The organism is Streptomyces sp. NBC_01363 (assembly GCF_026340595.1).
Classification (GTDB): domain Bacteria; phylum Actinomycetota; class Actinomycetes; order Streptomycetales; family Streptomycetaceae; genus Streptomyces.
Genome location: NZ_JAPEPF010000001.1, coordinates 2,769,249 through 2,794,863 on the forward strand (window position 1 = coordinate 2,769,249; position 25,615 = coordinate 2,794,863).

25 protein-coding genes, 1 tRNA gene and 2 pseudogenes are annotated in these 25,615 nt (G+C 71.0%); 21 read left to right on the forward strand and 7 right to left on the reverse strand.

From position 1 onward, the window contains the following. Nucleotides 1-6: 6 nt before the first annotated feature. Together OG611_RS12880 and OG611_RS12885 are read right to left on the reverse strand one after the other, a co-directional pair. The gene (locus OG611_RS12880; protein ID WP_266418767.1) at nt 7-1,026 is read right to left on the reverse strand and encodes a NaeI family type II restriction endonuclease; all 1,020 of its coding nucleotides are present in this window, start codon (nt 1,024-1,026) and stop codon (nt 7-9) included. 66 nt (nt 1,027-1,092) lie between these two features. Beyond that, nucleotides 1,093-1,587 (reverse strand): GNAT family N-acetyltransferase, encoded by a 495-nt coding sequence (locus OG611_RS12885; RefSeq protein ID WP_266418769.1) that lies wholly within the window; start codon nt 1,585-1,587, stop codon nt 1,093-1,095. Between the two features lie 209 nt (nt 1,588-1,796). On the opposite strand from OG611_RS12885, the pseudogene OG611_RS12890 reads away from it, so the two are divergent. After that, nucleotides 1,797-2,405, forward strand: a pseudogene (locus tag OG611_RS12890) (hypothetical protein); the annotation flags it as partial. Between the two features lie 142 nt (nt 2,406-2,547). On the opposite strand, the gene OG611_RS12895 reads toward OG611_RS12890, so the two are convergent. Continuing rightward, entirely contained in the window at nt 2,548-3,549 is a 1,002-nt protein-coding gene (locus OG611_RS12895) for an SEC-C domain-containing protein (protein ID WP_266418771.1), read from the reverse strand. Nucleotides 3,550-3,636: 87 nt separating this feature from the next. Between OG611_RS12895 and OG611_RS12900 the strand changes: the two genes are divergently transcribed. The 6 genes from OG611_RS12900 to OG611_RS12925 all read left to right on the forward strand — a co-directional run bounded on the left by OG611_RS12900 (nt 3,637) and on the right by OG611_RS12925 (nt 8,523). After that, nucleotides 3,637-4,419 (forward strand): class E sortase, encoded by a 783-nt coding sequence (locus OG611_RS12900; RefSeq protein WP_266418772.1) that lies wholly within the window; start codon nt 3,637-3,639, stop codon nt 4,417-4,419. A 55-nt stretch (nt 4,420-4,474) separates the two neighbouring features. After that, nucleotides 4,475-4,633 carry a DUF3311 domain-containing protein gene (locus tag OG611_RS12905; protein WP_093540511.1) on the forward strand — a complete coding sequence of 53 codons (159 nt, stop codon included), beginning with the start codon at nt 4,475-4,477 and terminating at the stop codon, nt 4,631-4,633. Then, nucleotides 4,630-6,165, forward strand: a complete 1,536-nt coding sequence (locus OG611_RS12910; RefSeq protein ID WP_266418776.1) for a sodium:solute symporter — start codon at nt 4,630-4,632, stop codon at nt 6,163-6,165. The genes OG611_RS12905 and OG611_RS12910 overlap by 4 nt, the downstream gene beginning before the upstream one ends. Nucleotides 6,166-6,299: 134 nt before the next feature. Further along, nucleotides 6,300-6,632 carry a DUF6412 domain-containing protein gene (locus OG611_RS12915; protein ID WP_266418778.1) on the forward strand — a complete coding sequence of 111 codons (333 nt, stop codon included), beginning with the start codon at nt 6,300-6,302 and terminating at the stop codon, nt 6,630-6,632. Nucleotides 6,633-6,755: 123 nt separating this feature from the next. Next, nucleotides 6,756-7,526 carry a YidC/Oxa1 family membrane protein insertase gene (locus tag OG611_RS12920; RefSeq protein WP_266418780.1) on the forward strand — a complete coding sequence of 257 codons (771 nt, stop codon included), beginning with the start codon at nt 6,756-6,758 and terminating at the stop codon, nt 7,524-7,526. 136 nt (nt 7,527-7,662) lie between these two features. Then, nucleotides 7,663-8,523 (forward strand): fumarylacetoacetate hydrolase family protein, encoded by an 861-nt coding sequence (locus OG611_RS12925; RefSeq protein ID WP_266418782.1) that lies wholly within the window; start codon nt 7,663-7,665, stop codon nt 8,521-8,523. A gap of 84 nt (nt 8,524-8,607) precedes the next feature. Here the strand turns inward: OG611_RS12925 and OG611_RS12930 are convergent, their stop codons facing one another. Beyond that, nucleotides 8,608-9,087 (reverse strand): heme-degrading domain-containing protein, encoded by a 480-nt coding sequence (locus OG611_RS12930; RefSeq protein WP_266418784.1) that lies wholly within the window; start codon nt 9,085-9,087, stop codon nt 8,608-8,610. Beyond that, nucleotides 9,084-10,259 (reverse strand): Gfo/Idh/MocA family oxidoreductase, encoded by a 1,176-nt coding sequence (locus OG611_RS12935; protein WP_266418786.1) that lies wholly within the window; start codon nt 10,257-10,259, stop codon nt 9,084-9,086. Before OG611_RS12935 ends, OG611_RS12930 begins: the two co-directional genes overlap by 4 nt. Nucleotides 10,260-10,315: 56 nt before the next feature. Between OG611_RS12935 and OG611_RS12940 the strand changes: the two genes are divergently transcribed. The 13 genes from OG611_RS12940 (at nt 10,316) to OG611_RS13000 (ending at nt 22,604) form a co-directional block, all read left to right on the forward strand. Next, nucleotides 10,316-11,431 (forward strand): ROK family transcriptional regulator, encoded by a 1,116-nt coding sequence (locus OG611_RS12940; RefSeq protein ID WP_266418788.1) that lies wholly within the window; start codon nt 10,316-10,318, stop codon nt 11,429-11,431. A gap of 213 nt (nt 11,432-11,644) precedes the next feature. Continuing rightward, nucleotides 11,645-13,105 (forward strand): peptidase, encoded by a 1,461-nt coding sequence (locus OG611_RS12945; protein ID WP_266418790.1) that lies wholly within the window; start codon nt 11,645-11,647, stop codon nt 13,103-13,105. A gap of 60 nt (nt 13,106-13,165) precedes the next feature. Continuing rightward, nucleotides 13,166-13,936 (forward strand): GntR family transcriptional regulator, encoded by a 771-nt coding sequence (locus OG611_RS12950; RefSeq protein WP_266418792.1) that lies wholly within the window; start codon nt 13,166-13,168, stop codon nt 13,934-13,936. Between the two features lie 185 nt (nt 13,937-14,121). Then, nucleotides 14,122-15,246, forward strand: coding sequence for a TIGR03364 family FAD-dependent oxidoreductase (locus tag OG611_RS12955; RefSeq protein WP_266418794.1), 1,125 nt, complete (start codon nt 14,122-14,124; stop codon nt 15,244-15,246). Beyond that, entirely contained in the window at nt 15,243-15,950 is a 708-nt protein-coding gene (locus tag OG611_RS12960) for a phosphonatase-like hydrolase (protein WP_266418797.1), read from the forward strand. Before OG611_RS12955 ends, OG611_RS12960 begins: the two co-directional genes overlap by 4 nt. Next, nucleotides 15,947-17,047 carry an ABC transporter ATP-binding protein gene (locus tag OG611_RS12965; protein WP_266418799.1) on the forward strand — a complete coding sequence of 367 codons (1,101 nt, stop codon included), beginning with the start codon at nt 15,947-15,949 and terminating at the stop codon, nt 17,045-17,047. The genes OG611_RS12960 and OG611_RS12965 overlap by 4 nt, the downstream gene beginning before the upstream one ends. Further along, nucleotides 17,040-17,999, forward strand: coding sequence for a 2-aminoethylphosphonate ABC transporter permease subunit (locus OG611_RS12970; RefSeq protein WP_266418801.1), 960 nt, complete (start codon nt 17,040-17,042; stop codon nt 17,997-17,999). The genes OG611_RS12965 and OG611_RS12970 overlap by 8 nt, the downstream gene beginning before the upstream one ends. Next, a complete protein-coding gene (locus tag OG611_RS12975; RefSeq protein WP_266418803.1) occupies nt 17,986-18,783 on the forward strand; it encodes an ABC transporter permease in 798 nt (265 codons plus the stop codon). The genes OG611_RS12970 and OG611_RS12975 overlap by 14 nt, the downstream gene beginning before the upstream one ends. 64 nt (nt 18,784-18,847) lie before the next feature. Further along, a complete protein-coding gene (locus OG611_RS12980) occupies nt 18,848-19,909 on the forward strand; it encodes a 2-aminoethylphosphonate ABC transporter substrate-binding protein (RefSeq protein ID WP_266418805.1) in 1,062 nt (353 codons plus the stop codon). Between the two features lie 141 nt (nt 19,910-20,050). Continuing rightward, a complete protein-coding gene (locus tag OG611_RS12985; protein ID WP_266418808.1) occupies nt 20,051-20,335 on the forward strand; it encodes a hypothetical protein in 285 nt (94 codons plus the stop codon). 110 nt (nt 20,336-20,445) lie between these two features. Next, nucleotides 20,446-21,234 (forward strand): HAD-IIA family hydrolase, encoded by a 789-nt coding sequence (locus OG611_RS12990; protein ID WP_266418810.1) that lies wholly within the window; start codon nt 20,446-20,448, stop codon nt 21,232-21,234. A gap of 127 nt (nt 21,235-21,361) precedes the next feature. Further along, nucleotides 21,362-21,922: a hypothetical protein gene (locus tag OG611_RS12995; RefSeq protein ID WP_266418812.1), complete on the forward strand. Its 561-nt coding sequence runs from the start codon at nt 21,362-21,364 to the stop codon at nt 21,920-21,922. Nucleotide 21,923: 1 nt separating this feature from the next. After that, nucleotides 21,924-22,604 carry a class F sortase gene (locus OG611_RS13000; protein WP_266418814.1) on the forward strand — a complete coding sequence of 227 codons (681 nt, stop codon included), beginning with the start codon at nt 21,924-21,926 and terminating at the stop codon, nt 22,602-22,604. Nucleotides 22,605-23,072: 468 nt separating this feature from the next. Here the strand turns inward: OG611_RS13000 and OG611_RS13005 are convergent. After that, a pseudogene (locus OG611_RS13005) lies at nt 23,073-23,434 on the reverse strand (galactose oxidase early set domain-containing protein); the annotation flags it as partial. A gap of 374 nt (nt 23,435-23,808) precedes the next feature. Next, nucleotides 23,809-23,882: transfer RNA gene (locus tag OG611_RS13010), tRNA-Lys, on the reverse strand. A 184-nt stretch (nt 23,883-24,066) separates the two neighbouring features. Here OG611_RS13010 and OG611_RS13015 point away from each other — a divergent pair. Beyond that, nucleotides 24,067-25,401 (forward strand): peptidoglycan-binding protein, encoded by a 1,335-nt coding sequence (locus OG611_RS13015; RefSeq protein ID WP_266418816.1) that lies wholly within the window; start codon nt 24,067-24,069, stop codon nt 25,399-25,401. The last annotated feature ends 214 nt before the right edge of the window (nt 25,402-25,615 follow it).

Here is a 25,615-nt window from a genome sequence, read left to right on the forward strand (position 1 = left end):
ACGCTTCTACTTCGTTTCTTTCTTCTTGGTTTCTGGCAGGAGGGGTGCCTCCTGTACTTCGTCGCCCGAATCGGCAACCACCCAGTACCGGCCATCCATGAGCGCGCGAACTCGGCCACCATGTCGAGGCTGGGCCTCGACGACTCGTGCGCTGACGAACTCGCCCTCCTGTGGCACAGGCAATTCTAGCTGCGCGGCGGCAGTTTGATGATTCGGATAGTCGCCGAAAATTAGGATCCCTTCCTTTCGGAGAGCAGTCCGCGAGCCGCCGTTGTAGCGGACTCGTTTCATGTAGTCCTTCTGCTGGGCAAGAGTACGCACCACTGTCCGGTTGATACGTCGATGCTGGACTGTTCGGAACAGCTCGGACACCTTTGCTTGCCCTGGACTCCGGCGGGACGACGAGCCTGCGGCCAGGATGAGCTTGAGGCGCTCTGGGTCGATATGCAGAAGAAGATTTTCTTCGAGTTCCTTGCCTTCCCAGATCCATTGCACCAACGAGTGGTGATCCTTGGTCAAGCGAAACTTTCCGTCCCGGTTTCCTTTCTTGGTGATTTTACCGCTGGTGGTGAGCTTCTCGCGATCTGCGCGCAGTAGTCCTACACTCCACTTGCTTTTATGGTCATCGGCCCAAACTACGAGGCAGATTTCCCCGAGCGCCTCGGGCGGGATCATCCACTGATAAATTTTCTGCGAGAATTTGCAGTCAACCTCGATGTCACTGATGAGATAGTCCATGTCTTGTCCGCTGGTGAAATCAAATTCGCGTAGAAGGTTGATTTCGATAAGAGTTCCAGCGTGAGTCTTTTCTGTTTTGTGTAGATCGTTCCAATCGAATCGGCCAGTATGCTCGCCGTCGAGGAGTTGATCGATGGTGTCTCGGAGGACGGTGCCGAACCGCGCTCCTGTGGGATCTAGTTTCAGAAGATGCTCTCGCACGGTAGCGAGCTCGGCATCGTCGTCTGCTGGCGGCGCTGACGAAATATTTTCTGCGGCTGAAGAGTCCTGAGGGAAGAAGGGGAGCAAAGGGAACCTCATCTATGTGTCGGAGTGTTAGTTGCGCTGGCTGAGGAATTCGAGACCAGGGTTTCGTCAGGTCTCGGACGTCATGCGTCGGATGTAACCGAGCCCCGGCCGGTCGCCCAGTTGGACCTCCTCTCCCGTGGGGGCGAAGCCCGTGCGGGTCAGGACTGTGCGGGAGGCCGTGTTGTCGAGGGCGGCTGCTGCGCGGAGTGTGGTCAGGCCGTATTCCGTGGCTGCCAGGGTGCAGAGGTGGAGGACGGTGGCGGTGGCCAGGCCTCGGTGGGTGGCCTTCTCGGCCATGCGGAATCCCAGATCGGCGGAGCCGTCCGCGACGTCGACCAGGTTGAAGCGGCCCAGCACCTCGCCGTCGGTGTCGACCAGGACGTGGAAGTGGCAGAGCCCGGTGGCCTGTTCGGCGAGCAGTGCGGTGAGGCGGGCGTCGAAGTCGGTGAAGTAGGCGTCGCCGCGGTCCGGTATGGATGCGGCGAAGAACGCGCGGTTCTCCTGCTCGAATGTGAACAGGGCGGGCGCGTGGTCGGGGCGGAGGCGCTGGAGCTCGGGCATGGCAGAACCATACGGATACGCATTCCGGTGGTGCGGGTGATTTCTTTGTCCGGAGTGCGTACGACTCCCTGTGTCCGTTCGCGCAGTGATGGGTGACCGGCGGGGCACGTCCGGGTTCTTGGGCCCGTTGGTCTCTTCCTCGGGCCTTCCCGGGCTTCGTATCTTCCTTGTTGGGCTTGGTGCGTCGGCCGGCATGGCGGGGAGGGCGGATGAGGACGCTTCCGGAGAAGGACCCCGCCTCCGGGGCCGACCGTGGAGGTACCCCCGTCAGGAGAACGTGACAGTCACGCCCGATGTGTCACGTTCGCAAGCACCCCCACCCCGTCGGCCGTCCGGGGGACGCTCCGTCCCGGACCCGCGTGGTCTTCAGCGTTTGCAGCGTGCGGCGGGGAACGCGGCCGTGTCGCGTCTGGTCGCGCAGCGGTATACGGCGCCGGTGAAGCCGTCGCCGGCGCAGGCGCCCGGTTTCCGCAAGGTGAAGGCGGATGTGGCGGCGAAGAAGGTTCGTCTGGCCCACCATGTCCTGGCCGTCACGGAGTCGAAGTCGGCGCAGGACGCGGCGGTCGCGCCTCCCGACGACAAGGAAGCCCAGGGCAAGGCGGCGAACGCGGAGAAGATGAACGCCGCGAAGCCGGGTGAGTTCAACAAGCAGGCGTTCATCGACGCGGTGAACAAGGCGATCGACGCGCAGGCGCCGAAGAATCTCGACGACGCCGACAAGTTCTCGAAGTCCGGTAAGGCGGACAAGATCAAGGGTGAGGGAGTCCTCGGCCAAGGACATCGACACGGCGACGAAGGCCCCGCCCGATACGTCGGCGCCTGATCCGGGGTCATCGGGGTGACGGGCTATGGCTGCGACGCATGGTGCACGACTTCCACGAAATCGCGGAGGGAGCGGGCCTGGAACCGCGTTGAGCACGCATGCGCTCAACGCGGCCCCCGTACCTCCGTACCGATGCCTCACTCGCCGCCGTGGCACTCCCGGTACGTCCGCCCCGATCCGCACCAGCAGGCCGCGCTGCGGGCCGGGGGCCAAGGGACTGCCCGGCCGCGGGCGGCCAGGGTGGTGGCGTACTGGGGGAGGAGGTCCGGGTCGGTCGGGGACGTGGCCTCCGAGGCGGCGAAGGCCTCGTACGACGGGACCGTGCCGGTCACGATGCCGAGGTTCGGGGTGCCGGCCTGGTGGAGGTCGCGGAGTGCGGCCTCCAGGCGGGCCAGGTGCTCGGGGTGGGAGGGGTACTCGCTGCGCAGGTCCGGGTAGGCGGTGAGGAGCTCGGCGAGCTCGGCGGCCGGCCAGTGCAGCACCGCGACCGGGAACGGCCGGGACAGCGCCGTGCGGTACGTGCCCAACTCGGCGCGGAGGCGGGTGATCTCGGCCCGGAGCTCGCCCGGGTCCGAGGAGCCCAGCGACCACAGGCGCTTCGGGTCGTGGAGCTCGTCCAGCGGGACGGCGGCGGTGTGGAGGGTGTCGGCCAGCTCGTCCCAGGCGTCGTGGTCGACGCCCATCAGCCTGCGTACCCGGTGGCGGCCGAACAGCAGCGACTGGGTGGCGTACGGGACTTCCTCGCCCGGCGTCAGGAGCAGCGTCAGCGCGGTCGAGAAGTAGTCGTGGGCGGCTTCCAGCTCGTCGTGGGCTTCGAGGGTCTCCGCCGCGATCTCCCAGGGCCCGGGGTCGAGCGGGCCCGCGGCACGGATGCCTTCGATGATCGCGCGGGCCTCCGCCTCGTGACCGTACTCCCACAGGTTGGCCGCGTTCAGGGCCTTGACCAGGTGAGGGTGGTCGAGGTCGGGGGAGCCGAGGAGTTCGTCGTAGAGGGTGGTGGCGCGGGCGCGGTCGCCGGCGAGTTCCAGATGGGCCGCGGCCTGGAGGAGCAGCGGCTCACGGTCCTCGGGGTACCGCGCCGCGGCGCGCAGCAGGCGCTCGGCTTCGGTGGTGTGGGCGGCAGGCGTGTCGGGGCGCATGAACCACACCGTACTGCTGTACGGCTCCGGGGCGGAGGCTTGTTCCAGGCCTGGAGACTTACGGGCCATGGGCCTATCGTGCGGGCCGTGCGGGAGCGGATACCGGTTGTGGTGCAGCGGAACTCGCGAGGGCGCAGGGTCGCCGCGCGCGGGCTCTGGACGGGTGCCGAGCTGGTGGTGACCCTGGGTGTCGTCCTGTTGTTGCTCGTTGTTCATCAGCTGTGGTGGACCAATCGGCAGGCCCGCGCCGGAGCCGAGCACCAGGTGCGGGCCCTTCAGCGGGAGTGGGGGGAAGAGCGCGGGGGAGCGGTCGGCGGTGATCCTGAGGGCGGTTCCGACGAGTCGGGTGATTCCGGAGAGCCCCGTAGGTCCGGTGGCCGGTCGGCCGGGAGCGGCACCGCGCACTCCGCGCCCCGCTGGGACCAGGCGTACGCCGTCATCCGCATCCCGCGGCTCGGGCTGGTCGCCCCCGTCGCCCAGGGCGTCAGCAAGAGCGGCGTCCTCGACAAGGGGTACGTCGGGCACTACCCGCGCACCGCGCAGCCCGGCCGGGCCGGGAACTTCGCGCTCGCCGGACACCGCAACACCCACGGCGAGCCCTTCAGATACATCAACCGGCTGCGGCGCGGGGACCGCATCGACGTCGAGACCCGGGACGCCGTGTACACGTACACCGTCGACCGGACGCTCGCGCGGACGAGCGCGCGCGACAGCGGTGTCATCGCCGCCGTCCCGCGCAGCAACGTGAAGCCGTACGCCGGGTACGCCGAGGCCGGTTCCTATGTGACGCTCACTACGTGCACGCCCGAATTCACCTCTCGGTACCGGCTTGTCGTATGGGGAAAACTCATGGATGTCCGGTCGCGGTAGCGGCACCGCACTAAGGTTCTTCGACGTGCTCAGACGACGTCCGCAGTTGTTGTGGTTGCTGGTCCCCTACGTGCTGTACCTGGGGGTGCTGCCGCTCGTGAACCGGGTCCACCCGGTGGTTCTCGGGCTGCCGTTCCTCTTCGTGTGGCTGCTCGGGGCGACCCTGCTGACCCCCGTCGCCGTATGGCTGACCCGGCGGGGGGACCGCCGGTGAACGCCACGGTCGCGACCTCCGTCTTCGGGGTCTTCATGGTCGCCACCGTCGCCCTCGGGCTGCTCGCGACGCGGGGGCGGCGGAAGGGGAACGGCGAGGGCGGCGGGCTCGCGGAATGGTCCGTGGGCGGACGCAGCCTCGGGACGGTGTTCATCTGGGTGCTGATGGCCGGCGAGGGCTACACCAGCTTCAGCTACCTGGGCGCCGCGGGATGGGGCTACAACTACGGGGCGCCGGTGCTCTACGTGGTGGCGTACATGTCCTGCGGGTACGCCATCGGCTACGTCGTCGGGCCGATGCTCTGGGCGTACGCGCGCAAGCACGGGCTCGTCGGGATCACCGACATGGTGGCGCACCGCTTCGGACGGCCCTGGCTCGGTGCGCTCGTCGCCGTCCTCGCGACCGTCTTCCTGCTGCCGTACATCCAGCTCCAGATCACCGGCATGGGTGTGGTCGTCTCGACCATCTCCTACGGTGCCATCAGCCTGAACCAGGCCTACTTCATAGCCTTCGCCGTCACCACCGGTTTCGTGGTGGTGAGCGGGCTGCGGGGCAGCGCCTGGGTGTCCGTGCTCAAGGACGTCCTGGTGATCGCCACGCTCGGCTTCCTGGCCTTCTACGTGCCGATGCACTACTTCGACGGGTACGGGCCCTTCCTCGACCGGCTCGTCACCGAGAAGAGCGAGTGGCTGACCTTCCCCGGGCACGGGGACAGCGGGCTCGGACAGGCCTGGTTCATCACCACCTCGTTCCTCAACTCGCTCACCGTGGTGATCTTCCCGACGACCGTCGCGGGCTACCTCGGCGCGAAGAACGCCGACGTGCTGCGCCGCAACGCGATGCTGCTGCCCGCCTACAACGTGCTGCTCTTCGTGCCGATGCTGCTCGGCATGGCGGCCCTCTTCGTCGTGCCGGGGCTCGTCGGCGCCGAGTCCAACCTGGCGCTCTTCCAGCTCGTCGTGGACTCGCTGCCCGCCTGGGCGGTCGGCGTCATCGGTGTGGCGGCGGCGCTGTCCTCGATCGTGCCGATGGCCGTCTTCATGCTGGTCATCGGCACGATGTGGGGGCGCAGCGTGCTCTCGCTCGTACCGCGTCTGGAGCGGCGGCAGAAGGGCGCGGCGCAGGTGGTCGTCGTGATCGCTGGGAGCCTGGCGCTGCTGCTCACGTACACCGCTCCCAACACCCTGGTGCGGCTCTCCCTCATTTCGTACGAGGGAATGGCGCAGTTGCTTCCCATGGTGCTGCTGGGGCTGATGTGGCGGCGGCTGACCCTGCTCGGGGCGATGAGCGGTCTCGTCGTCGGCGTGGGCGTGGTGTGCGGGTTCGTGTTCACGGAGAACGATCCGGTGTGGGGGGTGAACGCGGGCATCGTGGCGCTCGGTGCCAACCTCCTCGTCGCGCTCGCCGTGACGTACGCGGGGCCGCGCGAGCGCGACGACCGGCCGGACGACGAGGTGCTCGCGCGGGACGAGATCCGGCCCCCGGAACAGCAGGCGGAACCCGACGGCGTTCCCTCGGGAACGGGCCACTGACCGACGCCGGGCGGGCCGGCGCGCCGGACCCATCGTGTATAACGGCTGGAGAGCATCAGGCGCGCGCGTGTGCGAACGAACACGGGCGTACGAGCCCGGCCGACCGGCCGCGAAGGGGAAGAGGGGAGGGGCCGATGAACGGCGACACGAGCCGTCTGCGCAATGGCCTCGCCCGGCTGCTCCGCCCCGCCGGACTGCTGCTCTTCCTCATCACCGAAGTCCTCCTCGCCGAGGGCGGCAGCCTCTCCGCCGCGGTCGCGCTCGCCGCGACCGCCGCCGCGGGCTCCGCACTCGCCGTCGCCTCGCTCATCAGCGCCCGCTGCGCCGCCCCGGTGCCCCGCACCCGGGTCCGCACCGCCATCCGCGACCGGGAGAAACGCACCGCGTTCCTGCCGCAGCGGGACCCTGACGCCAAGGGGCGCAGACGCCCCCGAGCCCCCGGCCGCGCCCTTCCGACGGCCGCGTAGGGGCTCGCAGCAGCAACCACCCCAGCAGGTGCCCCCGTAGGTGCGCCATGGGCGCCCCGCGCGGTTCGTCATGCCGAGTCCGTTCTTCCTCCCGGCACGACGAGACCCCCGGAGGGCTCACCCATGTCCGTCTTCATGTCCGCATTCGCCGGCCTGGTCGGCGCGCTGGCCGACGCGCTGCACCCGCTCTTCCAGACCGCGTCCACCGCCGCCGCCATCGTGCTGTTCACCGCACTCGTACGGCTCGCCGTGCACCCCCTGTCGCGGGCCGCGGCGCGGGGGCAGAAGGCCCGCACCCGGCTCCAGCCGCAGATCGCCGAACTGCGCAAGAAGCACGGCAAGAACCCCGAGCGCATGCAGAAGGCGCTCATGGAACTGCACAAGGAGGAGAAGGTCTCGCCGCTCTCCGGCTGCCTGCCCAGCCTGTTGCAGATGCCCGCCTTCTTCCTGCTCTACCACCTCTTCTCCAGCCAGAGGATCGGCGGCGACCCCAACGAGCTGCTCGGCCACCAGCTCTTCGGCGCACCGCTCGGCGAGCGCTGGCAGGACGCGCTCGCGCACGGCGGGCTGTTCGGCGCGCAGGGCATGGTCTATCTCGGCCTGTTCGCGATCGTCGCCGTCGTGGCCACGTTCAACTTCCGGCGTACGAAGCGGCAGATGGCCGCCAACCCCGTCACCCCGGCCGCCGGCCCCGACGGACAGCCGGTGCCCGGCATGGGCGCGATGACGAAGCTGATGCCGCTGATGTCCTTCGCCACCCTCTTCACCGTGTCCGTCGTACCGCTCGCAGCCGCGCTGTACGTCGTCACGAGCACCACCTGGACCGCGATCGAGCGGGCCGCCCTCTACCGCGACATGCCGGCCGCCGGAACCGCCATGGCCACCGCGGCGTGACCGGGGCGGCGAGTGCGCCGGTCCAGTGTGTGAACAGGGTCTTGCGGAGTGATCGGACGTCTTGGACGATCGGACAAGCCTGCGATGGCCGCCACCCATCCGACGGGCCTGATCACGACCAAGGGGAGACAGACCGTTGAAGCTGCTTCGTGTGGGTACGGCAGGCGCGGAACGACCGGCGCTGCTGGATGAGAGCGGAACCCTGCGCGACCTGTCGGGAGTCGTCACCGACATCGACAGCGCCCTGCTCGCCGACGAGCCGGCGCTCGCCCGGGTACGGGCCGCCGCGACCGCGCCCGGCGAGCTGCCCGAGCTCGACGCCGAGGGGCTGCGGGTCGGGCCGCCGCTCGCTCGGATCGGCAAGATCGTGTGCATCGGGCTGAACTACCACGACCACGCCACCGAGACCGGTGCGGCGATCCCCACCGAGCCGATCCTGTTCTTCAAGGCGCCGGACACCGTCGTCGGGCCCGACGACACGGTGCTGGTGCCGCGCGGCAGCGTCAAGACCGACTGGGAGGTCGAGCTCGCGGTCGTCATCGGGCGCACCGCCCGCTACCTGGAATCCGCCGAGGAGGGGCTGGCGCACGTCGCCGGATACGCGACCGCGCACGACGTCTCCGAGCGCGAGTTCCAGATCGAGCGCGGGGGCACCTGGGACAAGGGCAAGAACTGCGAGACGTTCAACCCGCTGGGGCCGTGGCTGGTGACGGCGGACGAGATCGCCGACCCGCAGGCGCTGCCGCTGAAGCTCTGGGTCAACGGTGAGCTGAAGCAGGACGGCACGACGGCCGACCAGATCTTCCCGGTGGGCGAGGTGGTCCGGTACCTGAGCCACTTCATGACGCTGTACCCGGGCGATGTGATCAACACCGGGACGCCAGCCGGGGTCGCCCTCGGCCAACCCGAGCCCAAGCCGTATCTGCGGGCCGGGGACGTCGTGGAGCTGGAGATCGCCGGGCTGGGGCGGCAGCGGCAGGAGCTCAAGGACGCGTAGCGCGGTGGGCGGGGGCGGGGCGGTCGCCGGGTGGGTCCGGCAGCCGCCCCGCCCCTCGACGCGACTTTCCCTGCGCGTCTTTCCCTACGCGTCGAGCGTCGTCGCGAACTGCTCCAGCGCCTCGACCACCATGGCGTGGTCCTCCGCCTGGGGCAGGCCCGAGACCGTGACCGAGCCGATCACGCCCGCGCCCTCGACCGCGATGGGGAACGAGCCGCCGTGCGCGGCATAGACGCTCGGGTTCAGCCGCGAGGAGTCGTCGAAGGTCGTCCCCTTCGCCCGGAACCGCATTCCGACCAGGTACGAACTCTCGCCGTACCGTTCCACGACCTTGCGCTTGCGGTCGATCCAGGCGTCGTTGTCCGCGCTCGACCCCGGCAGCGCGGCATGGAACATCTGCTGTGCGCCGCGGCGGATGTCGATCGCGACCGGGGCGTGCCGTTTCCGGGCCATCGAGACGAGCAGGTGACCGAGCGCGTACGCGTCGTCGTAGCCGAAATGCGGCAGCGTCAGTCGGCGCTCCTGGGCGATGAGCTCGGAGATGGTCGGAGCGTCGGGGCTCATACGGGCTGCTCCTCTGTATCGGCGGAGGCGGAAGCCGCACTGGTGGAAGCCGCACCGACGGAGGCGGAGAGCTTCACGGTGACGCCCTCGCGGGCCGAGCGGCGGGCCGCTTCCAGAACATCCAGCGCCGCCGCGGCCTGCAGGGCGTTCACCGGATTCTCGCCCTTTCCGCGCAGCGCGTCGGCGACCGCCGCGTAGTACGCGGGATAGTCGCCCGGCAGCGTGCGGACCGGGGTGCCGCCGCCGGTCAGCGGGGACTCGCCCGAACCGATCCGGCCCCACAGCTCCTCGGGCTCCTCGCCCCACGGCCGGTCCGCCGTCGGACGCACGCCCGCGCGCAGCTCGGCCTCCTGCGGATCGAGCCCGTACTTCACATAGCCGGCCCTCCGGCCGAGCACCCGGAAGCGCGGGCCGAGCTGGGCCGTCGTGGCGCTGACGTACAGATGCGAGCGGACCCCGTTCACATGGGTGATCGCGAGGAACGTGTCGTCGTCGGCGGCGGCGCCGGGGCGGCGTACGTCGGACTCCGCGTACACCAGCGCCGCCGGCCCGAACAGGGTGAGCGCCTGGTCGACGACATGGCTGCCCAGGTCGTACAGCAGGCCGCCGATCTCCTGCGGGTCGCCCGACTCGCGCCAGCCGCCCTTCGGCTGCGGGCGCCACCGCTCGAAGCGGGACTCGAAGCGCTGTACCTCGCCCAGTTCGCCGTCCGCGACCAGGCGGGAGAGGGTGCGGAAGTCGTTGTCCCAGCGGCGGTTCTGGAAGACCGAGAGCAGCAGCCCGCGCTCCTCGGCCAGGGCCGCGAGCCCACGCGCCTCGGCCGCCGTACCGGCGATCGGCTTGTCCACGACGACCGGCAGACCGGCCTCCAGCGCGGCGGTCGCGATCGGGACATGGGTCTTGTTCGGCGAGGCGATCACGATCAGATCGAGTGCGTCCGCACGCTCCCACAGCTCCTGCGGCGACGCGGCGAACCGTACGCCGGGGAACTCGGCGCGCGCCTGCGCCCGCCGCTCCTCGTCCGAGGTGACGACCGTGTCGAGGACGAGGCCGTCGGTCGCGGCGATCAGCGGGGCGTGGAAGACGGAACCCGCCAGGCCGTAGCCGACGAGTCCGACGCGCAGGGGGGTGTCGGACGGTCCGGGCGTCTCGTGAGTCGCGTTGCCAGTCATGCCTGCCACTTAAGCAACGCTGTTGCCATAGTGCAAGCGACAGGGACAATGGGGTGGTGAACAGGAGCAACAGCGGTGCGAACCTGCCGACGCTGCGCAGCCACAACGCCGCGCTGGTGCTGGATCTGCTGCGGGTGGCGGGCGCGCGCGGCATCAGCAGGCTCGAACTCGCCGAGCGCACGGGGCTCACGCCCCAGGCCGTCAGCAAGATCACCGCCCGGCTGCGGGCCGAGGGCCTGGCCGCCGAGGCGGGCCACCGGGCGTCCACCGGAGGCAAGCCGCGCACCGTGCTGCGGCTGGTGCCGGACGCCGGGTACGCGATCGGCCTGCACCTGGACCGCGACGAACTGACGACGGTGCTCGTCGACCTGTCCGGCACGGTCGCCGCGAGCCGCACCGCCCCGCTGGACCTCGGCGCCCCGGCGGACCAGGTGCTCACGGCGGCGACGGACGCGGTGGCGGCGGTACGGGGCGGGGGCACGGGACCGGGGGACCGGCAGGTGCTCGGGGTCGGCGTCGCGGTGCCGGGCCCGCTCGACCACCGGGGCGGGCTGCTGCACCGAGTCACCGGGTTTCCGCAGTGGGACGGCTATCCGTTGCGGGACGCGCTCGCCGTACGGACCGGGCTGCCGGTCGTCGTCGACAAGGACACCAACGCCGCCGCCCTCGGGCTCGCCCTGCGGGCTGCGGGCGGCGGCGACTTCGCGTATCTGCACCTCGGGACCGGGCTCGGCGCCGGGCTGGTCCTCGGCGGGGCGCTGCATCGCGGGGCCCGTACCGCGGCCGGTGAGTTCGGGCACCAGACCGTCCAGCTGGACGGGCCGGTCTGCGGCTGCGGCGGACGCGGCTGCATCGAGGCGCTCTGCCTGGCCGCGGTCGCCCGGGGCGATGTGGCGGAGGCCGCCCGGGTGCTGGGGACCGGCGCCGCCAACCTCGTGGGGCTGCTCGACATCGACCGGGTGGTGCTCGGCGGACGTACGGTGGCGGCCGATCCCGACGCCTACGTACGGGGCGTCCGCGCCGTGATCGACGCGCGCGCCGGGCTGGGCGGTATCGACGCGCCGGTGCCGGTCGTCGCCGCCGGGGGAGGGGACCGGCCGGTCGCGGAGGGTGCCGCCCAGCTGATCCTGGCCCCCCTGTTCGGGCGGGCCGGCGGCGCGGACGGGGCGTGAGCGGCGGGCGGGGCCGGCCGGCGGGCCGGGCGGAGGCGCGGGCGCGGGCGGATGGGCCGATCGGGCGGATTCCGGCGGTCGGCCGGGCGGCCCGTCGGCATGTCGGCGCCGGCCGCCTCGCGCGTGCGTGACAGCGTCGCGGCCCAGAACCGGTGAACTCCGGCGCTCGGGGTGAGCCGACCGTTTCGCGAGCAGCGAAGGATGATCCCCCCGATGCCCCCCGCCCGCACCCCCGCCCCGACCCCCACTCCGTCCGGCACGCCCTCAGGGCCCGCCGCACCGGCCGGTTCCGCGACCGGTTCCGCGGACGGTACCGCGGACGGCTCCGCGCCGGGCCGAGCACTCGGTTCGATGCCCGACTGCGTCGCCGACCCCGTCCCCACCGCATTGCCCGGCCGCGCCACCGACCCCGTGCCCACCGCAATGCCCAGGACCGCGTCGGCCCTGGCGTCCTTCCCCACCGCCAGTCCCACGTCCGTCCCCGTGACCACGGCCGCGTCCATCCCCGTGTTCGCCGCCCCGGCGCGTCCTCCCTCGCCCTCGCCCCCGCCGCCCCCCGGGAGGACCCGGCACGGATTCGCGCTCGGGCTGGTCGCGGCGAGCGTCGTCCTCGGCGGCACGGCCGTCGCGCCCGCCTCCGCCGCATCCTCGGCCACCCCGGTCTCGTCGCCCGGCTCCACCACCGCCGACCAGCAGCCCACCTGCGGTGATCCGGCGGCGAAGGACTTCCCCATCAGCACCCGCATCCACGGCGGCCCGGACACGTACGCGTCCGGCGGCGGCTACGGAACCTGGTACCTGGACCTGACCAACACCACCACCGAGTCGTGCCGGGCCATCCACCCGGTGCTCGTCCTCACCGACGAGGACCGGAAGCTGACCTCCGACCAGATCCAGCTGAAGTTCTCCGAGCAGGCCCGCCCCGGCACGGAGCACCGCGTCACCTGGGAGACCACCGACCGGGACGAGCACATCGGCGTCTTCGGCGGCGTGGGCGGCGACTCCTTCGGCGGTTTCACCGTTCCGGCGGGCCGCACCATCACCATCCAGGTCAGGATGGCGTTCACCTCCGACACCCGTCCGGGCCGGATCACCGTCAACGCCGCCGTCGTCCAGCGGCAGCGCGTGGTGAGCGGCACGGCCGGCAAGGCGGGCAAGGACGACGGGGCCTGGGTCGGCGAGTCGGAGGACTACCCCTTCACCGTCGTCGACGACAGCGACGGAGGTGAGACCACCGAGACCGGTGAGACCACCGAGACTGGTGAGACCACCGAGACCACCGAGACCACCGAGACCACCGAGACCAGTGAGACGGCCGAGACCGGTGAGATGGCCGAGACCGGTGAGGTCGGCGGCACCAGGGACACCCCGCGCGAGGACCTGCCGGACGGAACCCGGCCCAGCACCGACACCCCCAACGGCACCGACACCCCCAACGGCACCGACACCCCCAACGGCACCGACACCACCAACGGCACCGACACCACCGGCACCACCGACGGCACCCGGCGGCCGGCCGAGCCCGGCCGGACTCCGGCGGAGAGCGGTCGCCCGGAGCTGGCCGCGACCGGCGCGGGCATCATCCCGGCGCCCGGCCTCACCGTCGCCGGGCTCCTGATCGGCGGCGGGGCGATGGTGGTCCGGGCCCGGCGGCTGCGCCGAGCCCAACCCTGAACCGCCTGTTCCGCGCCTGGACGTTCACAGATGTTCATGTCCGTCTGTCACCATCGGGCCGTGGACTACCCGCACGACCAGGCACCTGGCGCACCCATCCGTTCCGGCATCCCGGAGCACGGCCGTATTCCCAAGTACTACGCCGTCAAGGCTCATGTCTCCGTCCTCATAGAGGAGTTGGGCGAGGGCGGCATGCTGCCCACCGAACGCGATCTCGCCGAACGCTACGAGGTCTCGCGTGAGACGGTGCGCCAGGCGCTGCGTGAACTCCTGCTGGAGGGACGGCTCGCCCGCCAGGGGCGTGGCACCGTCGTGGCGGGCCCCAAGCTGGAACAGCCGCTCTCACTGGCGAGTTACACGGAAGGCGTACGCCGCCAGGGCCGTACACCGGGCCGCCACCTCATCGGTCTGGAGCGCTTCCCCTGCCCCGACGCGCTCGCCGTCGACATCGGGGCGGAGCGCGGCGAGCCGGTCTGGCACCTGGAGCGGGTGCTGCTCGCCGACGACGACCGGGTCGGCCTGGAGAGCACCTACGTCTCCGTCGCCCGGGTACCGGATCTGGACACGGAGTTCGACCCCGACTCGTCCTTCTACGCCTATCTCCGCGACCGGCTGGGGATCCCCTTCGGTGATGCCGACGAGCGGATCGAGACGGTGCTCGCGACGCCGCGCGAGGCGCTGCTCATCGGTACGCCGCCCGCGCTGCCCATGCTGCTGATCCACCGCATCTCGCGCGACACGGCCGGGAAGCCGCTGGAGCGCGTACGGACCCTCTACCGCGGCGACCGGTTCTCCTTCACCGCGCACCTGGGCCCGCAGGACGGCCACTGAACGACCGCCCGGGGCCGCTTCCGGAGACCCGGAGACACTGAACGACCGCCCCGGGGTCGCCTCCGGAGATCGACTCATCACGATAACGAGAACGTAACGGGTCTAGGCCAAGCTTGGGGCCCAGTTCACCCTCCCGTTGCTGTACGGATCCGTACGGGCCACCCGCTCCGAGGAGCGTAGCCGTCGTGAGAGTCATCGTCGTAGGAGCCGGCGTGGTGGGAACCATGCACGCCTGGCACGCAGTGAACCGCGGCCACGAGGTCGTACAGATCGAGCGCGAGAGCGAGGCGCGCGGGGCATCGCTCCGCAATTTCGGACAGATATGGGTCAGTGGCCGGGCCGGCGGCGAGGAGCTGGAGACCGCGCTGCGTGCCCGTGAGCTGTGGGAGGGCATCGGGGCGCAGGTCCCCGGCCTCGGCTTCCGGGCCTGCGGCTCGCTCACCCCGCTCCGTACCGGGCGGGAGATCACCGTCGCCGAAGCGGCCGTCGCCCGCCCCGACGCGGCGGCCCGCGGCTACAAGCTGCTCACGGCCGACGGGGCCCGCGCGATCAACCCCGCGCTGCGCGGGGACTTCGCCGCCGCCCTGTGGTGCGAGCGGGACGCCGCGGTCGAGCCGCGCACCGCGCAACTCGCCCTGAAGCAGGAACTGTTGAAGTCCGGCCGGTACACCTTCCTCGGCGGGCGCGAGGTCCGCGAAGTGGTGGGCACCGCCTCCGTCCGCGACGACCACGGCGACGTGCACACCGGCGACGCCGTGATCCTGGCCACCGGCGCCTGGCTCGGCGGCCTCGTCCGCGAACTGGCCGGCCCCGATCTGCCGGTGCGCCGCGTCCGCCTCCAGATGATGCAGACCGACCCGCTCGGCGAGCCGCTCACCACCTCCGTCGCCGACGCGGACAGCTTCCGCTACTACCCGGCGTACCGGAGCGAGGCGCTGGACGCCCTCAACGCCGAGCAGGCCCAGGCGCCCACCGCCGCGGCGCACAAGATGCAGCTGCTGATGGTGCAGCGCCGTGACGGCGGACTGACCATCGGCGACACCCACGAGTACGAGCACCCCTTCTCCTTCGACACCGTCGAGGAGCCGTACGAGCACCTCACCGGGGTCGTCGAGTCCTTCCTCGGCCGCCCGCTGCCGAGGATCCGCCACCGGTGGGCCGGGGTCTACGCCCAGTGCACCGACACCGGCCGGGTCGTCCACCGCCAGCAGGTACGGGACGGTGTCTGGCTGGTCACCGGGCCGGGCGGCCGGGGCATGACCTGCTCGCCCGCCATTGCCGAAACGACCGCCGACGAACTGGGCTGGTGAAGAAGTTGACCACGCACAACCCCCACGACCTGATCGTCCTCGACATGGCCGGCACCACCGTCGCCGACGGCGGCCTCGTCGAGCAGGCCTTCTCCGCCGCCGCCGAACGCCTCGGCGTCGAGCCCGGCTCCGACGACCACGCCGAGAAGCTCGACTACGTGCGCGCCACCATGGGCGAGTCCAAGATCTCCGTCTTCCGGCACCTCTTCGGCGACGAGGACCGGGCCCAGCGGGCCAACACCGCCTTCGAGGAGGCGTACGGGGAACTGGTTGACGGCGGTCGCATCGCGCCGATCCCCGGCGCCCGCGAAGCCATCGAGCGGCTCAAGGGCGAGGGCCGGACCGTGGTCCTGTCCACCGGCTTCGCCCGCACCACCCAGGACGCCATCCTGGCCGCGCTCGGCTGGCAGGACCTGGTCGCCCTGACCCTCTGCCCGGCCGACGCGGGTGGCCGTGGCCGCCCCTACCCGGACATGGTCCTCGCCGCCTTCCTGCGCACCGGCGCCGTCGACGGCGTCCAGCAGATCGTGGTCGCGGGCGACACCTCGTTCGACATGCTCAGCGGCGTGCGCTCCGGGGCCGGGATCGTCGCGGGGGTGCTCACCGGCGCCCACGGCAAGGACCAGCTGACCCGCAACGGCGCCACACACGTGCTCGGCTCGGTCGCCGAGCTCCCGGACCTGATCGCGCGGGCCGAGGCATGACGGGCGGAGAGCGGTCCGTCCGCAGCGGAATCAGGTTCGACCAGGTCAGCGTCGCATACGGCGGCAACACCGTCCTCGACCGGCTCGATCTGACCGTCGAACCCGGCGAGGTCATGGCCCTGCTGGGCCCCTCCGGGTCCGGCAAGACCACCGCCCTGCGCGCCGTCGCCGGATTCGTCCGGCCCGCCTCGGGCCGGGTGTACCTCGGCGACCGCGACGTCACCGGGCTGCCGCCGCACAAGCGCGGCATCGGCATGGTCGTCCAGCAGTACGCCCTCTTCCCGCACATGCGGGTCCAGGACAACGTCGCCTTCGGGCTCAAGGCCCGCAAGGTCGCGAAGGCCGAGATCCCCGAACGGGTCGCCGAGGCCCTCGAACTCGTCGGCATGGCCGCCTACGCCAAGCGCTACCCGCGCGAACTCTCCGGCGGCCAGCAGCAGCGCGTCGCCATCGCCCGCGCGCTCGCCATCCGGCCCGGCGTCCTGCTGCTCGACGAACCGCTCTCCGCCCTCGACGCCCAGCTGCGCTCCGGAATGCTCGCCGAACTGGCGCGGCTGCACCGCGAGTTGCCGGACGTCTCCATCCTGTACGTCACCCACGACCAGGTCGAGGCGCTCACCCTCGCCGACCGGATCGCGGTCATGGACCGGGCAAGGCTCCAGGACTGCGGCACCCCGCAGGACCTGTACCGCCGCCCGCGTACCGAGTTCACCGCCTCGTTCGTCGGCAACGCGAACCTGCTGCCGGTCACCGTCGCCGACGGCGCCGACACCGTCGACTTCGCCGGACGCGCCCTCGACGTACCGACCGGCGAGGTGTCCCGCGGGGTCACCGCCACCCTGTGCGTCCGGCCCCACCTGGTCGGGCTCGGCGACGGGCCCAACGCGCTGAACGGCACCATCGCCGAGGTCCAGTGGCGCGGCTCCACCCACCGGCTGTACGTCGACATCGACGGCCACCGGGTCAAGGCGGACCTGAAGGAACTGCGCGAGACCCCGGCGCTCGGCGACAAGGTCACGCTGCACTTCGCGGCCGAGGACGCGGTGCTGCTGCCCGCGGGCGCGGCACCGGGAGCCGGGGGAGGGGCCGATGGCTAGCACCGCACACCCCGTCACGCCCGGCATCACGGCGACGAAGACGCCCCGCCGGCGCACCGGCGACAGCGGAACCGGCACGTCCGGGGCGACGCCCCCGGCGACCGGCCCGCAGGCCCCGGCCCGCGAGGCCTGCCGCATCCCCCGCTTCGTCTGGGCGCTGCCGCCCGTCGCCGTCCTCGCGCTCGTCTTCCTCTACCCGCTGGCCCTCGTTGTCCAGCAGTCCGTCAGCCCGGACGAGGGCGGCACCTCGATCGCCCCGTACGGCGACGTCTTCGCCTCCGAGTCCTTCCGCTCGGCCCTGACCACCACCATCTGGCTGGCGGTCGGCTCCACGGTCGGATGTCTGGCGCTGGGCTTCGTCCTGGCCATGATCATCGCGTTCGTGCCCTTCCCGGGCGGCCGGGCGGTCGCCAAGTTCATCGACGTCTTCCTCTCCTTCCCGTCGTTCCTGATCACGCTCGCCCTGCTGTTCATCTACGGCAACGTCGGCATGGCCAACGGCGTCTGGACGGACCTCACCGGGGCGGCCAACGGCCCGTTCGACTTCCTCACCACCCCGTGGGGCGTACTGCTCGCCGAGATCACCTACTTCACCCCGTTCGTGATGCGCCCCCTGCTCGCCGCCTTCTCGCAGCTCGACAGCGCGCAGCTGGAGGTGGCGTCCTCGCTGGGCGCGAAGCCGGCCCGGATCGTGCGGCAGGTGATCCTCCCCGAGGCGCTTCCCGCGCTCGCCGCGGGCGGCAGCCTCGTCCTGGTGATGTGTCTCAACGAGTTCGGCATCGTGCTCTTCACCGGCGCGAAGGGCGTCACGACCCTGCCGATGCTCGTCTACAGCAAGGCGATCCTGGAGTCCGACTACCCGGCGGCCTGTGTCGTCGCCGTCGTCAACATCGCGATCTCCGTCGGTCTCTACAGCCTGTATCGGATGGTGAGCCGCCGTGTTGGTGCATAGCCGTACCGGGAAATGGGCCACCTGGGCCGTGTTCTTCGTGCTCTTCGTCCCGCTGTTCGCGGTGCCACTGCTGGTCATCCTCGCCGCGTCGTTCACCACCAACTGGTCCGGCGCCTTCCCCTCCGGACCGACCACGAAGCACTACGTGGCGGCGACCGGCGGCGACTCCCTCCAGGCGCTGACCACCAGCCTGATCACGGCCGTCAGCGCCAGCCTGCTCGCCCTGACCATCGGCTCCTGGGCCGCGCTCGCCGCCGCCTCGATGCGCAGGCGCGGCAGGAGGTTCCTCGACGCGCTGTTCATGCTGCCGGTCGCCGTGCCGTCCGTGGTCGTCGGCCTCGCCGTGCTCGTCGCGTTCAGCAAACCGCCGATGCTGCTGAACGGGACCCGCTGGATCGTGATCCTGGCGCACACCATTCTTGTCACGGCGTTCGCCTATTCGTCGGTTTCGGCGGCAATAGTGCGTCTCGACCCGATGTACGAGCAGGCGGCGGCCAGTCTGGGCGCCCGCCCCGGTTACGTCCTGTGGCGCATCAGGCTGCCGCTCCTGCTGCCGTCCCTCACGGCGGCCGCAGGGCTCTGCTTCGCGCTGTCCATGGGCGAGTTGAGCGCCACGATGATGCTCTACCCGCCGGACTGGACACCGCTCCCGGTGCAGATCTTCGCGGCCACCGACCGTGGCTCGCTCTTCACCGGAGCGGCCGTCGCCGTGGTCCTGATGGGAACGACGCTGCTCGTACTGCTCGGCGTCTCCCGGATCCGCACCAGGGCCTCGTACCGCTGATCCGCCGACACCCCCGTACTGACTCCGGCCGGCTTCCGGCCGACATCCAGGAGATACGACTGCCATGCGCAAGAACCACCGCAAGCCCATCGCCGCCGTCACCGGCTGCCTCGCCCTCGCCGCCACCCTCTCCGCCTGCGGCGGCTCCTCGGCCGCCTCCGACGAGAAGGTCGTCACCGTCTACAGCGCCGACGGCCTCAAGGGCGAGAACGGCGACGGCTGGTACGACAAGGTGTTCAAGGACTTCGAGAAGAAGACCGGCATCGAGGTCAAGTACGTGGAGGGCGGCTCCGGCGAGATGGTGCAGCGCGCCGTCCGCGAGAAGTCCAACACCCAGGCGGACGTCATGGTCACCCTGCCCCCGTTCATCCAGCAGGCAGACAGCAAGGGCCTCCTCGCCGCGTACGCGCCGGCCGGCTCCGACCAGGTCGACGGCGCCGACAAGGCGTCCGACTCCAAGTGGACCTCGGTCGTCAACAACTACTTCGGCTTCATCTACAACAAGAAGGAACTGAAGTCGGCGCCCACCACCTGGGAGGAGCTGCTGGACGGGAAGTTCAAGAACAAGATCCAGTACTCCACCCCAGGAGTCGCCGGTGACGGCACGGCCGTGCTCATCAAGGCCATGCACGACTTCGGCGGCAAGGAGCCGGCGATGGCGTACCTGAAGAAGCTCCAGGCCAACAACGTCGGCCCGTCCGCCTCCACCGGCAAGCTGGCCCCCAAGGTCGACAAGGGCGAGCTGCTCGCCGCCAACGGCGACGTCCAGATGAACTTCGCGCAGTCCAAGGACATGCCGAACCTCGGCATCTGGTTCCCCGCGAAGCAGGGCGGCAAGTCCACCACCTTCGCCCTGCCGTACGCGGCCGGCCTGGTGAACAAGGCCCCGCACAGCGACAACGGCAAGAAGCTGCTCGACTTCATGCTCTCCGAGCAGGCCCAGAAGGACGTCAGCGCGGTCGGCGGCGGCTTCTCCGCCCGCAAGGACGTCGAGGCCACCGACGCCAACGCCATCGAGCTCGCCAAGCTGATGGACGGTGTGGAGGTCTTCGAGCCCGACTGGTCGGACATCGGCACCGACCTGGACACCTACGTCGAAGCCTGGAAGTCGGCCACCGGCAGCTGACCGTTGCCGGAGGATTCACGGCAGGGGTATGGACCTCCGGCGGATCATCGCGAAAAGATAACGGGTCTAGTCCCACGTTCAACTCCCCTTCTACAGGTGGGGAGTTGAACGCGTCCCCCCACCGCTTCGACGGAGGACCCCGTGACCACAGGCATGTCCCGCCGTGCTCTCCTCATGAGCGCCGCCGCCCTCGCCGCCGCAGGACCGCTCGCCACCACCACCGCCCGAGCCGCGGCCCGTACCCCGAAGGTCCTGGTCATCGGCCTGGACGGCGCCCTGCTGAACCGGAGCAAGGACGCGGACGCACCCCATCTCGACGCGCTGATGGCCGCCGGACTCACCTCGGTCAGCCCCCTCCGCTTCCGGTACACCGGCGGCAACAACTGGTTCTGGGCGATCGACGGAGTGACACTCACGCCCGCGTGATCCGGCCGTTCCTGCCCGTCGAACGGACGGCCTAAAATCGGGGGCGTCGGCGCTGCACAACGCGGTGCCGCCGGCGTCCCCGCACACGGCGTACGGCAGGAGTCCCACACATGGCAGAGCGCAAGCCGATCTCATCCTGGCTCACCGACATGGACGGAGTCCTGATCCACGAGGGAACGCCGATCCCCGGGGCGGACGCCTTCATCAAGCGGTTGCGGGAATCGGGGCTGCCCTTCCTGGTCCTCACCAACAACTCCATCTACACCGCCCGCGACCTGCACGCCCGGCTGAACCGCATGGGCCTGGACGTGCCCGTGGAGAACATCTGGACCTCCGCCCTGGCCACCGCCCAGTTCCTGGACGACCAGCGGCCCGGCGGCACGGCGTACGTCATCGGCGAGGCCGGCCTCACCACCGCCCTGCACGACATCGGCTACGTCCTCACCGACCACGAACCCGACTACGTGGTCCTCGGCGAGACCCGCACGTACAGCTTCGAGGCGCTCACCAAGGCGATCCGGCTGATCAACGGCGGCGCCCGCTTCATCTGCACCAACCCCGACGAGACCGGCCCGTCCGCCGAGGGCCCGTTGCCCGCCACCGGGTCCGTCGCCGCCCTCATCACCAAGGCCACCGGCAAGGCCCCGTACTTCGCGGGCAAGCCCAACCCGCTGATGATGCGCACCGGGCTCAACGCGATCGGCGCCCACTCCGAGTCCAGCGCCATGATCGGCGACCGGATGGACACCGATGTGCTGGCCGGACTGGAGGCGGGGATGCAGACCTTCCTGGTCCTCACCGGTCTCACCACGGTGGCCGACATCGACAAGTACCCCTTCCGGCCGTCCACGGTCGTCGACTCGATCGCCGATCTGGTCGATCTCGTCGACGCGGGCTGAGCCCGGCGGAACACGGCCACCGGAGAGCGGGGGACGGCTCCGGGCGGGTGCCCGCGGGGCCGTACCCCGCGCTCCTGCGGATGCGAAAACCCTCCGGAGGCGTGAACCTGCACTGAGGAGGTTCACGATGCGTTCCACACACCTCACGTTCTGTGCCGCCGCGGTCGTCGCGGCGACCCTGGTGCCGGCTTCCGCCGCACTGGCCGACTCCGGATCCGGCTCCGCCCAGGAGAAGGACCGCGCCTCACTGACGGCCACCCCGTCCTCCACCGTGCCGGGCGGCGAGGTGGATCTGCGGCTGGAGGGCTGCAAGGGCCGCGAGGCCACGGGCCGATCCGATGTCTTCGTCTCCGAGGCGCGCTTCTCGCCCGCCGCGGACGGGGGCCTCTTCGCCGAGGCCCGGATCAGCTCGGACGCCTCCCCGGGCGACCACGACATCCGGGTCGACTGCAAGGACGACAAGGGCGCCGGGGCCACCGGCACGGTCACCGTCGTGGACCGCGGCCGGGCCACCCCGCTCGCCCCGGTCGCCGCGGGCGGCGGCGGCACCGCCCTGTTCGCCGGCCGGGACGCCCGGCAGGAAGGCCCCGGCACCGTGCACGCGGTGATCGGACTGGTCCTGGCAGCCGTCGCGGCGGTCGCCGTCGCGTTCCGCAGCGCGCGCCGCCGCCGGCCGGCCACGGACTGACATGTCCGCCCCGGACCGCCCCGCGGATCACGGCAGGCTGCTCGCCGGAGTGGTCTGGGCCGTCCTGCTGCTGGGCCTGTGGCTCTGGGGCCGCGGCATCACCGACGGCTCCGGCGCCAGCTCCGCCCCGACCACCGGCGATGTCGCCGCGGTGGGGCGCCCCCTCGGCGTACCGCTGCCCCCGCCGCACGCCCCGATCGCGGGTGCCGTGCCGGAGCGGGTCGAGATCCCGTCGATCGGCGTCGAGGCACCTGTGGTCGCCCGCGGCCTGGACAAGGACGGGGCGATCGAACCGCCCTCGTTCGACACGCCGCAGACCGTCGGCTGGTACGGCGACGGCACCAAGCCCGGAGCGAAGGGGCCGGCCCTCTTCGTCGGCCATGTCGACACCGAGACCAGACAGGCCGTCTTCTACGGGCTGAGCGCGGCCCGCCCCGGTGCCAAGGTCGAGATCACCCGCGCGGACGGCACCGTCGCCGAATTCACCATCGACGACGTCCAGGTCTTCACCCGGGCGCGCTTCGACGCCGACAAGGCATACGGCCCGCGCAAGGACGGGCGGGCGGAGCTCCGCCTGATCACCTGCGGCGGCACCTACGACCGACCATCGCATTCGTACGACGCGAATGTGGTCGTCTCCGCCTACCTGACCGGCGAGAAGCCCGCAGGTCACCACGCCTGAGCTGTCAGGACGGAACGGATGCGGCAGCGCACCGACGCCCGCACCGAGAGGGAGCGGACGTACGGCACTTCACGACGGCCGGCTGAGGGTTCGGACGGTTACGGGGCCGACGGGCACGGCGCGGACGGGTACAGGGCGGACAGGCACGGGGCGGTCGGTCGTGGTGGCCGCGGCGGGGGCGGTGCTGCTCCTCGCGGGATGCACTTCCGGCCCGAGCTCCGGTCCCGACCCGCGCCCCGGCGACGGCGACAGGGACGCGGCCGGCAACCCGTACTGGGTCGACCCGGACGGCAACGCGGCCAGGCAGGTCGCCGCGTACACCCGCGACGGCGACGCGAGGAGCGCCGTCCTGATCCGGAAGATCGCCCGGCAGCCGGTCGGCCAAGGGATCGGCCCGGACACCCCCGAGGCCCAGGTGAGGGGCTTCACGGAGACGGCCCGGAAAGCGGGCCGGGAAGCGCTGCTGGTGTACCAACCCGACGGCACCGGCGCCCGGTTGCCCGGCACCGTGACCGTGATCCCGCCCGCCCGCCCGCTGTCCGCTCCAGCCCCAGTGCCACCGATCGCTGGTCGGCGTCCGTGACATGGGTGACCGCACTGGGCCGGATCAGCTTCGCCGAGGTGATCGCCGTCCTCCGCGCCGTCGTGAAACTGCCCGTACCACCGCGCCGGATGCTCTTCGGCCCCGCCGTCAGCACAGGCTGTGAACTCCGGTACGGACAGGGCGGGGTGTAGATCTCGATGCGCTGCTCGAAGACGCCCGGCCGGGTGTTCGCCTGGTCCGCGCAGAGCGGGTCCGAGTCGACGATCATGACACGGCCGTCCGGCAACGGCTCCCCAACTGCGCGGCTCATCGGCCTGGTTGGAGCCGATGACCACTGGACAGGTTGTCCGTCCCCGGTCCCGACCGGGGACGGAGAGAGTGGGTTGCCAGTCGTACGTACGATGTGTGGCGACCTTGCGGAGGGGGCGCACGGGGGCGTATGGGGACGCCCTTTGCGCCGCTGAGTGACCGCATGGTGACTGTGCGGCAGTTGTGCGATGACTGTGCGCCGCCCGTGTGGGCAGTGGTTCAAGGTGGCGCCGTGGAGGGCGTCGCGGGGTGGAGGCCCGGCGCGAGGCTTCGGTGCGCGAGGCTACGGCGTGGGAGGTTCATGAACGAGCAAAGCCCCCTCGCGCGCGGTGAGGGGGCTTTGACTCTGCGTGCGCCGCCAGGGACTCGAACCCCGGACCCGCTGATTAAGAGTCAGCTGCTCTAACCAACTGAGCTAGCGGCGCCTGCTGACCTGGAGAACTCTACCCGAAGGCGGGGGGTGCTCCTGACCATTTACCGTCCATCGCGGCCTGTCGGATGGTCGTTTTTTCTCTTCTGTCCGTCAAAATGCGATATGTCAGGAGAGTTGAGACACTGGCGCCCGTGCAGATGCGCCCAAAGATCTTGACGAGTGCGGAGGGGAATCGCATGACTGTGCCGGCTTTCGAGGAGTACGTGCCCGCCATCGACTGCACCTGTGCGGGGTGCGCCGCGCAGCGGCGGACCGCCGCCAGTGCACTGCCCGTGCGGTACGGAGGTCATCCGGCCGCGCATGGTGCACGCCGCGCCCTGGTGCTGGCCACCGCGGCCGGAGTGGTGCTGAGCTCCGGCGTCGCCGAGGCGGCGAGCGCGACGGGCACGACGGGCGACCGGGCGGCGGAGGCGGCCGGAGCCGTCCGGACGGACCCGGACGGGGACAGCCCGCAGGGCGGGCCCGGACCGCTGAGCGGCGGCGGCGCCTCGGGACCGCCCTCGTCCACGACGACCACGCCCAAGCTGCGCAAGAGCAGTCGGGCCGACATCATCAACCGCGCGAAGAAGTGGGTGTCCGCGGAAGTTCCGTACAGCATGCTCAAGTACTGGAACGACGGCTACCGGCAGGACTGCTCGGGATTCGTGTCGATGGCCTGGGACCTGCCCGGCAACGAGTGGACCGGCAGCCTCGCCGCGTTCGGGAAGCGGATCGCGCGGGAGGAGCTGCAGCCCGGCGACATCCTGCTCTTCCACAACCCGGCCAATCCCTCGAAGGGCTCGCACGTCACGATCTTCGGCGGCTGGACCGACTACACGCACACCCACTACACGGCGTACGAGCAGACGAAGCCGCACACCCGCAAGAAGACGACGCCCATGGCGTACTGGACCAACTCCGGCAACTACGTCGCGTACCGCTACAAGGGCCTCAGCGGCGGAAGCGCCGGCAGCGGTTCGTCGGTGACGGGGTTCCCGGGGGCCGGGAAGTTCGGTCCCGGTGCCAGCAACAAGTACGTCACCCAGCTCGGCCGGATGCTCGTGGAACGGGGCGGCAAGCGCTTCTACACGGTCGGCCCCGGGCCGGGCTGGGGCGACGCCGACCGGCGCGCGACCCGGGCGTTCCAGCAGGCCCAGGGCTGGCGGGGCAAGGAGGCGGACGGCATCCCCGGCCCCGACACCTGGCGGCTCCTGGCCAACGGAACCGGCCGGGACATCCCCGCCGCCGGAACCGGCAGCGGAACGGGAGCCGGCCACGGCGACTCGAACCCGGATTCGAAGTTCCCCGGGCGGGGCTATTTCCGGCCCGGACAGTCCAACAGCCATGTCGACAGGATCGGCAAGCAGTTGGTGAAGAAGGGATTCGGCAAGTACTACATGTCGGGCCCCGGCCCTCGGTGGACCGAGGCGGACCGGCGCAACGTCGAGGCCTTCCAACGGGCGCAGGGCTGGCGGGGCGGAGCGGCCGACGGCTACCCCGGTCCGGAGACCTGGCGGCGACTCTTCGGGTGACGACGGACATGACGGAGGCGGGTATGCGATCCACGGTGTCGGACAGCTCCGGAACCTCGGAGGACGGAAGGCCAGGGAAGGGGGCGCGGGGGCCGGAGCCGGTCCGGGTGTGCGGCCCGGACCGGGTGGCGCCGCCCGAGCGGGCGGACGGCGGCCCGGACGGGCCCGCCGGAGCGACGGATTCGGCGAGGGCCGCGGGTGCCGGCGGGGGGGC

Excerpts from the sequence above, each read along its gene's own strand:
- OG611_RS12885 (WP_266418769.1), bottom strand. The coding sequence starts at position 1,587 with ATGCCCGAGCTCCAGCGCCTCCGCCCCGACCACGCGCCCGCCCTGTTC.
- OG611_RS12895 (WP_266418771.1), bottom strand. The coding sequence starts at position 3,549 with ATGCGCCCCGACACGCCTGCCGCCCACACCACCGAAGCCGAGCGCCTG.
- OG611_RS12915 (WP_266418778.1), top strand. The coding sequence starts at position 6,300 with ATGAACGGCGACACGAGCCGTCTGCGCAATGGCCTCGCCCGGCTGCTC.
- OG611_RS12920 (WP_266418780.1), top strand. The coding sequence starts at position 6,756 with ATGTCCGTCTTCATGTCCGCATTCGCCGGCCTGGTCGGCGCGCTGGCC.
- OG611_RS12930 (WP_266418784.1), bottom strand. The coding sequence starts at position 9,087 with ATGAGCCCCGACGCTCCGACCATCTCCGAGCTCATCGCCCAGGAGCGC.
- OG611_RS12935 (WP_266418786.1), bottom strand. The coding sequence starts at position 10,259 with ATGACTGGCAACGCGACTCACGAGACGCCCGGACCGTCCGACACCCCC.
- OG611_RS12945 (WP_266418790.1), top strand. The coding sequence starts at position 11,645 with ATGCCCCCCGCCCGCACCCCCGCCCCGACCCCCACTCCGTCCGGCACG.
- OG611_RS12965 (WP_266418799.1), top strand. The coding sequence starts at position 15,947 with ATGACGGGCGGAGAGCGGTCCGTCCGCAGCGGAATCAGGTTCGACCAG.
- OG611_RS12970 (WP_266418801.1), top strand. The coding sequence starts at position 17,040 with ATGGCTAGCACCGCACACCCCGTCACGCCCGGCATCACGGCGACGAAG.
- OG611_RS12980 (WP_266418805.1), top strand. The coding sequence starts at position 18,848 with ATGCGCAAGAACCACCGCAAGCCCATCGCCGCCGTCACCGGCTGCCTC.
- OG611_RS12990 (WP_266418810.1), top strand. The coding sequence starts at position 20,446 with ATGGCAGAGCGCAAGCCGATCTCATCCTGGCTCACCGACATGGACGGA.
- OG611_RS12995 (WP_266418812.1), top strand. The coding sequence starts at position 21,362 with ATGCGTTCCACACACCTCACGTTCTGTGCCGCCGCGGTCGTCGCGGCG.
- OG611_RS13000 (WP_266418814.1), top strand. The coding sequence starts at position 21,924 with ATGTCCGCCCCGGACCGCCCCGCGGATCACGGCAGGCTGCTCGCCGGA.
- OG611_RS13015 (WP_266418816.1), top strand. The coding sequence starts at position 24,067 with ATGACTGTGCCGGCTTTCGAGGAGTACGTGCCCGCCATCGACTGCACC.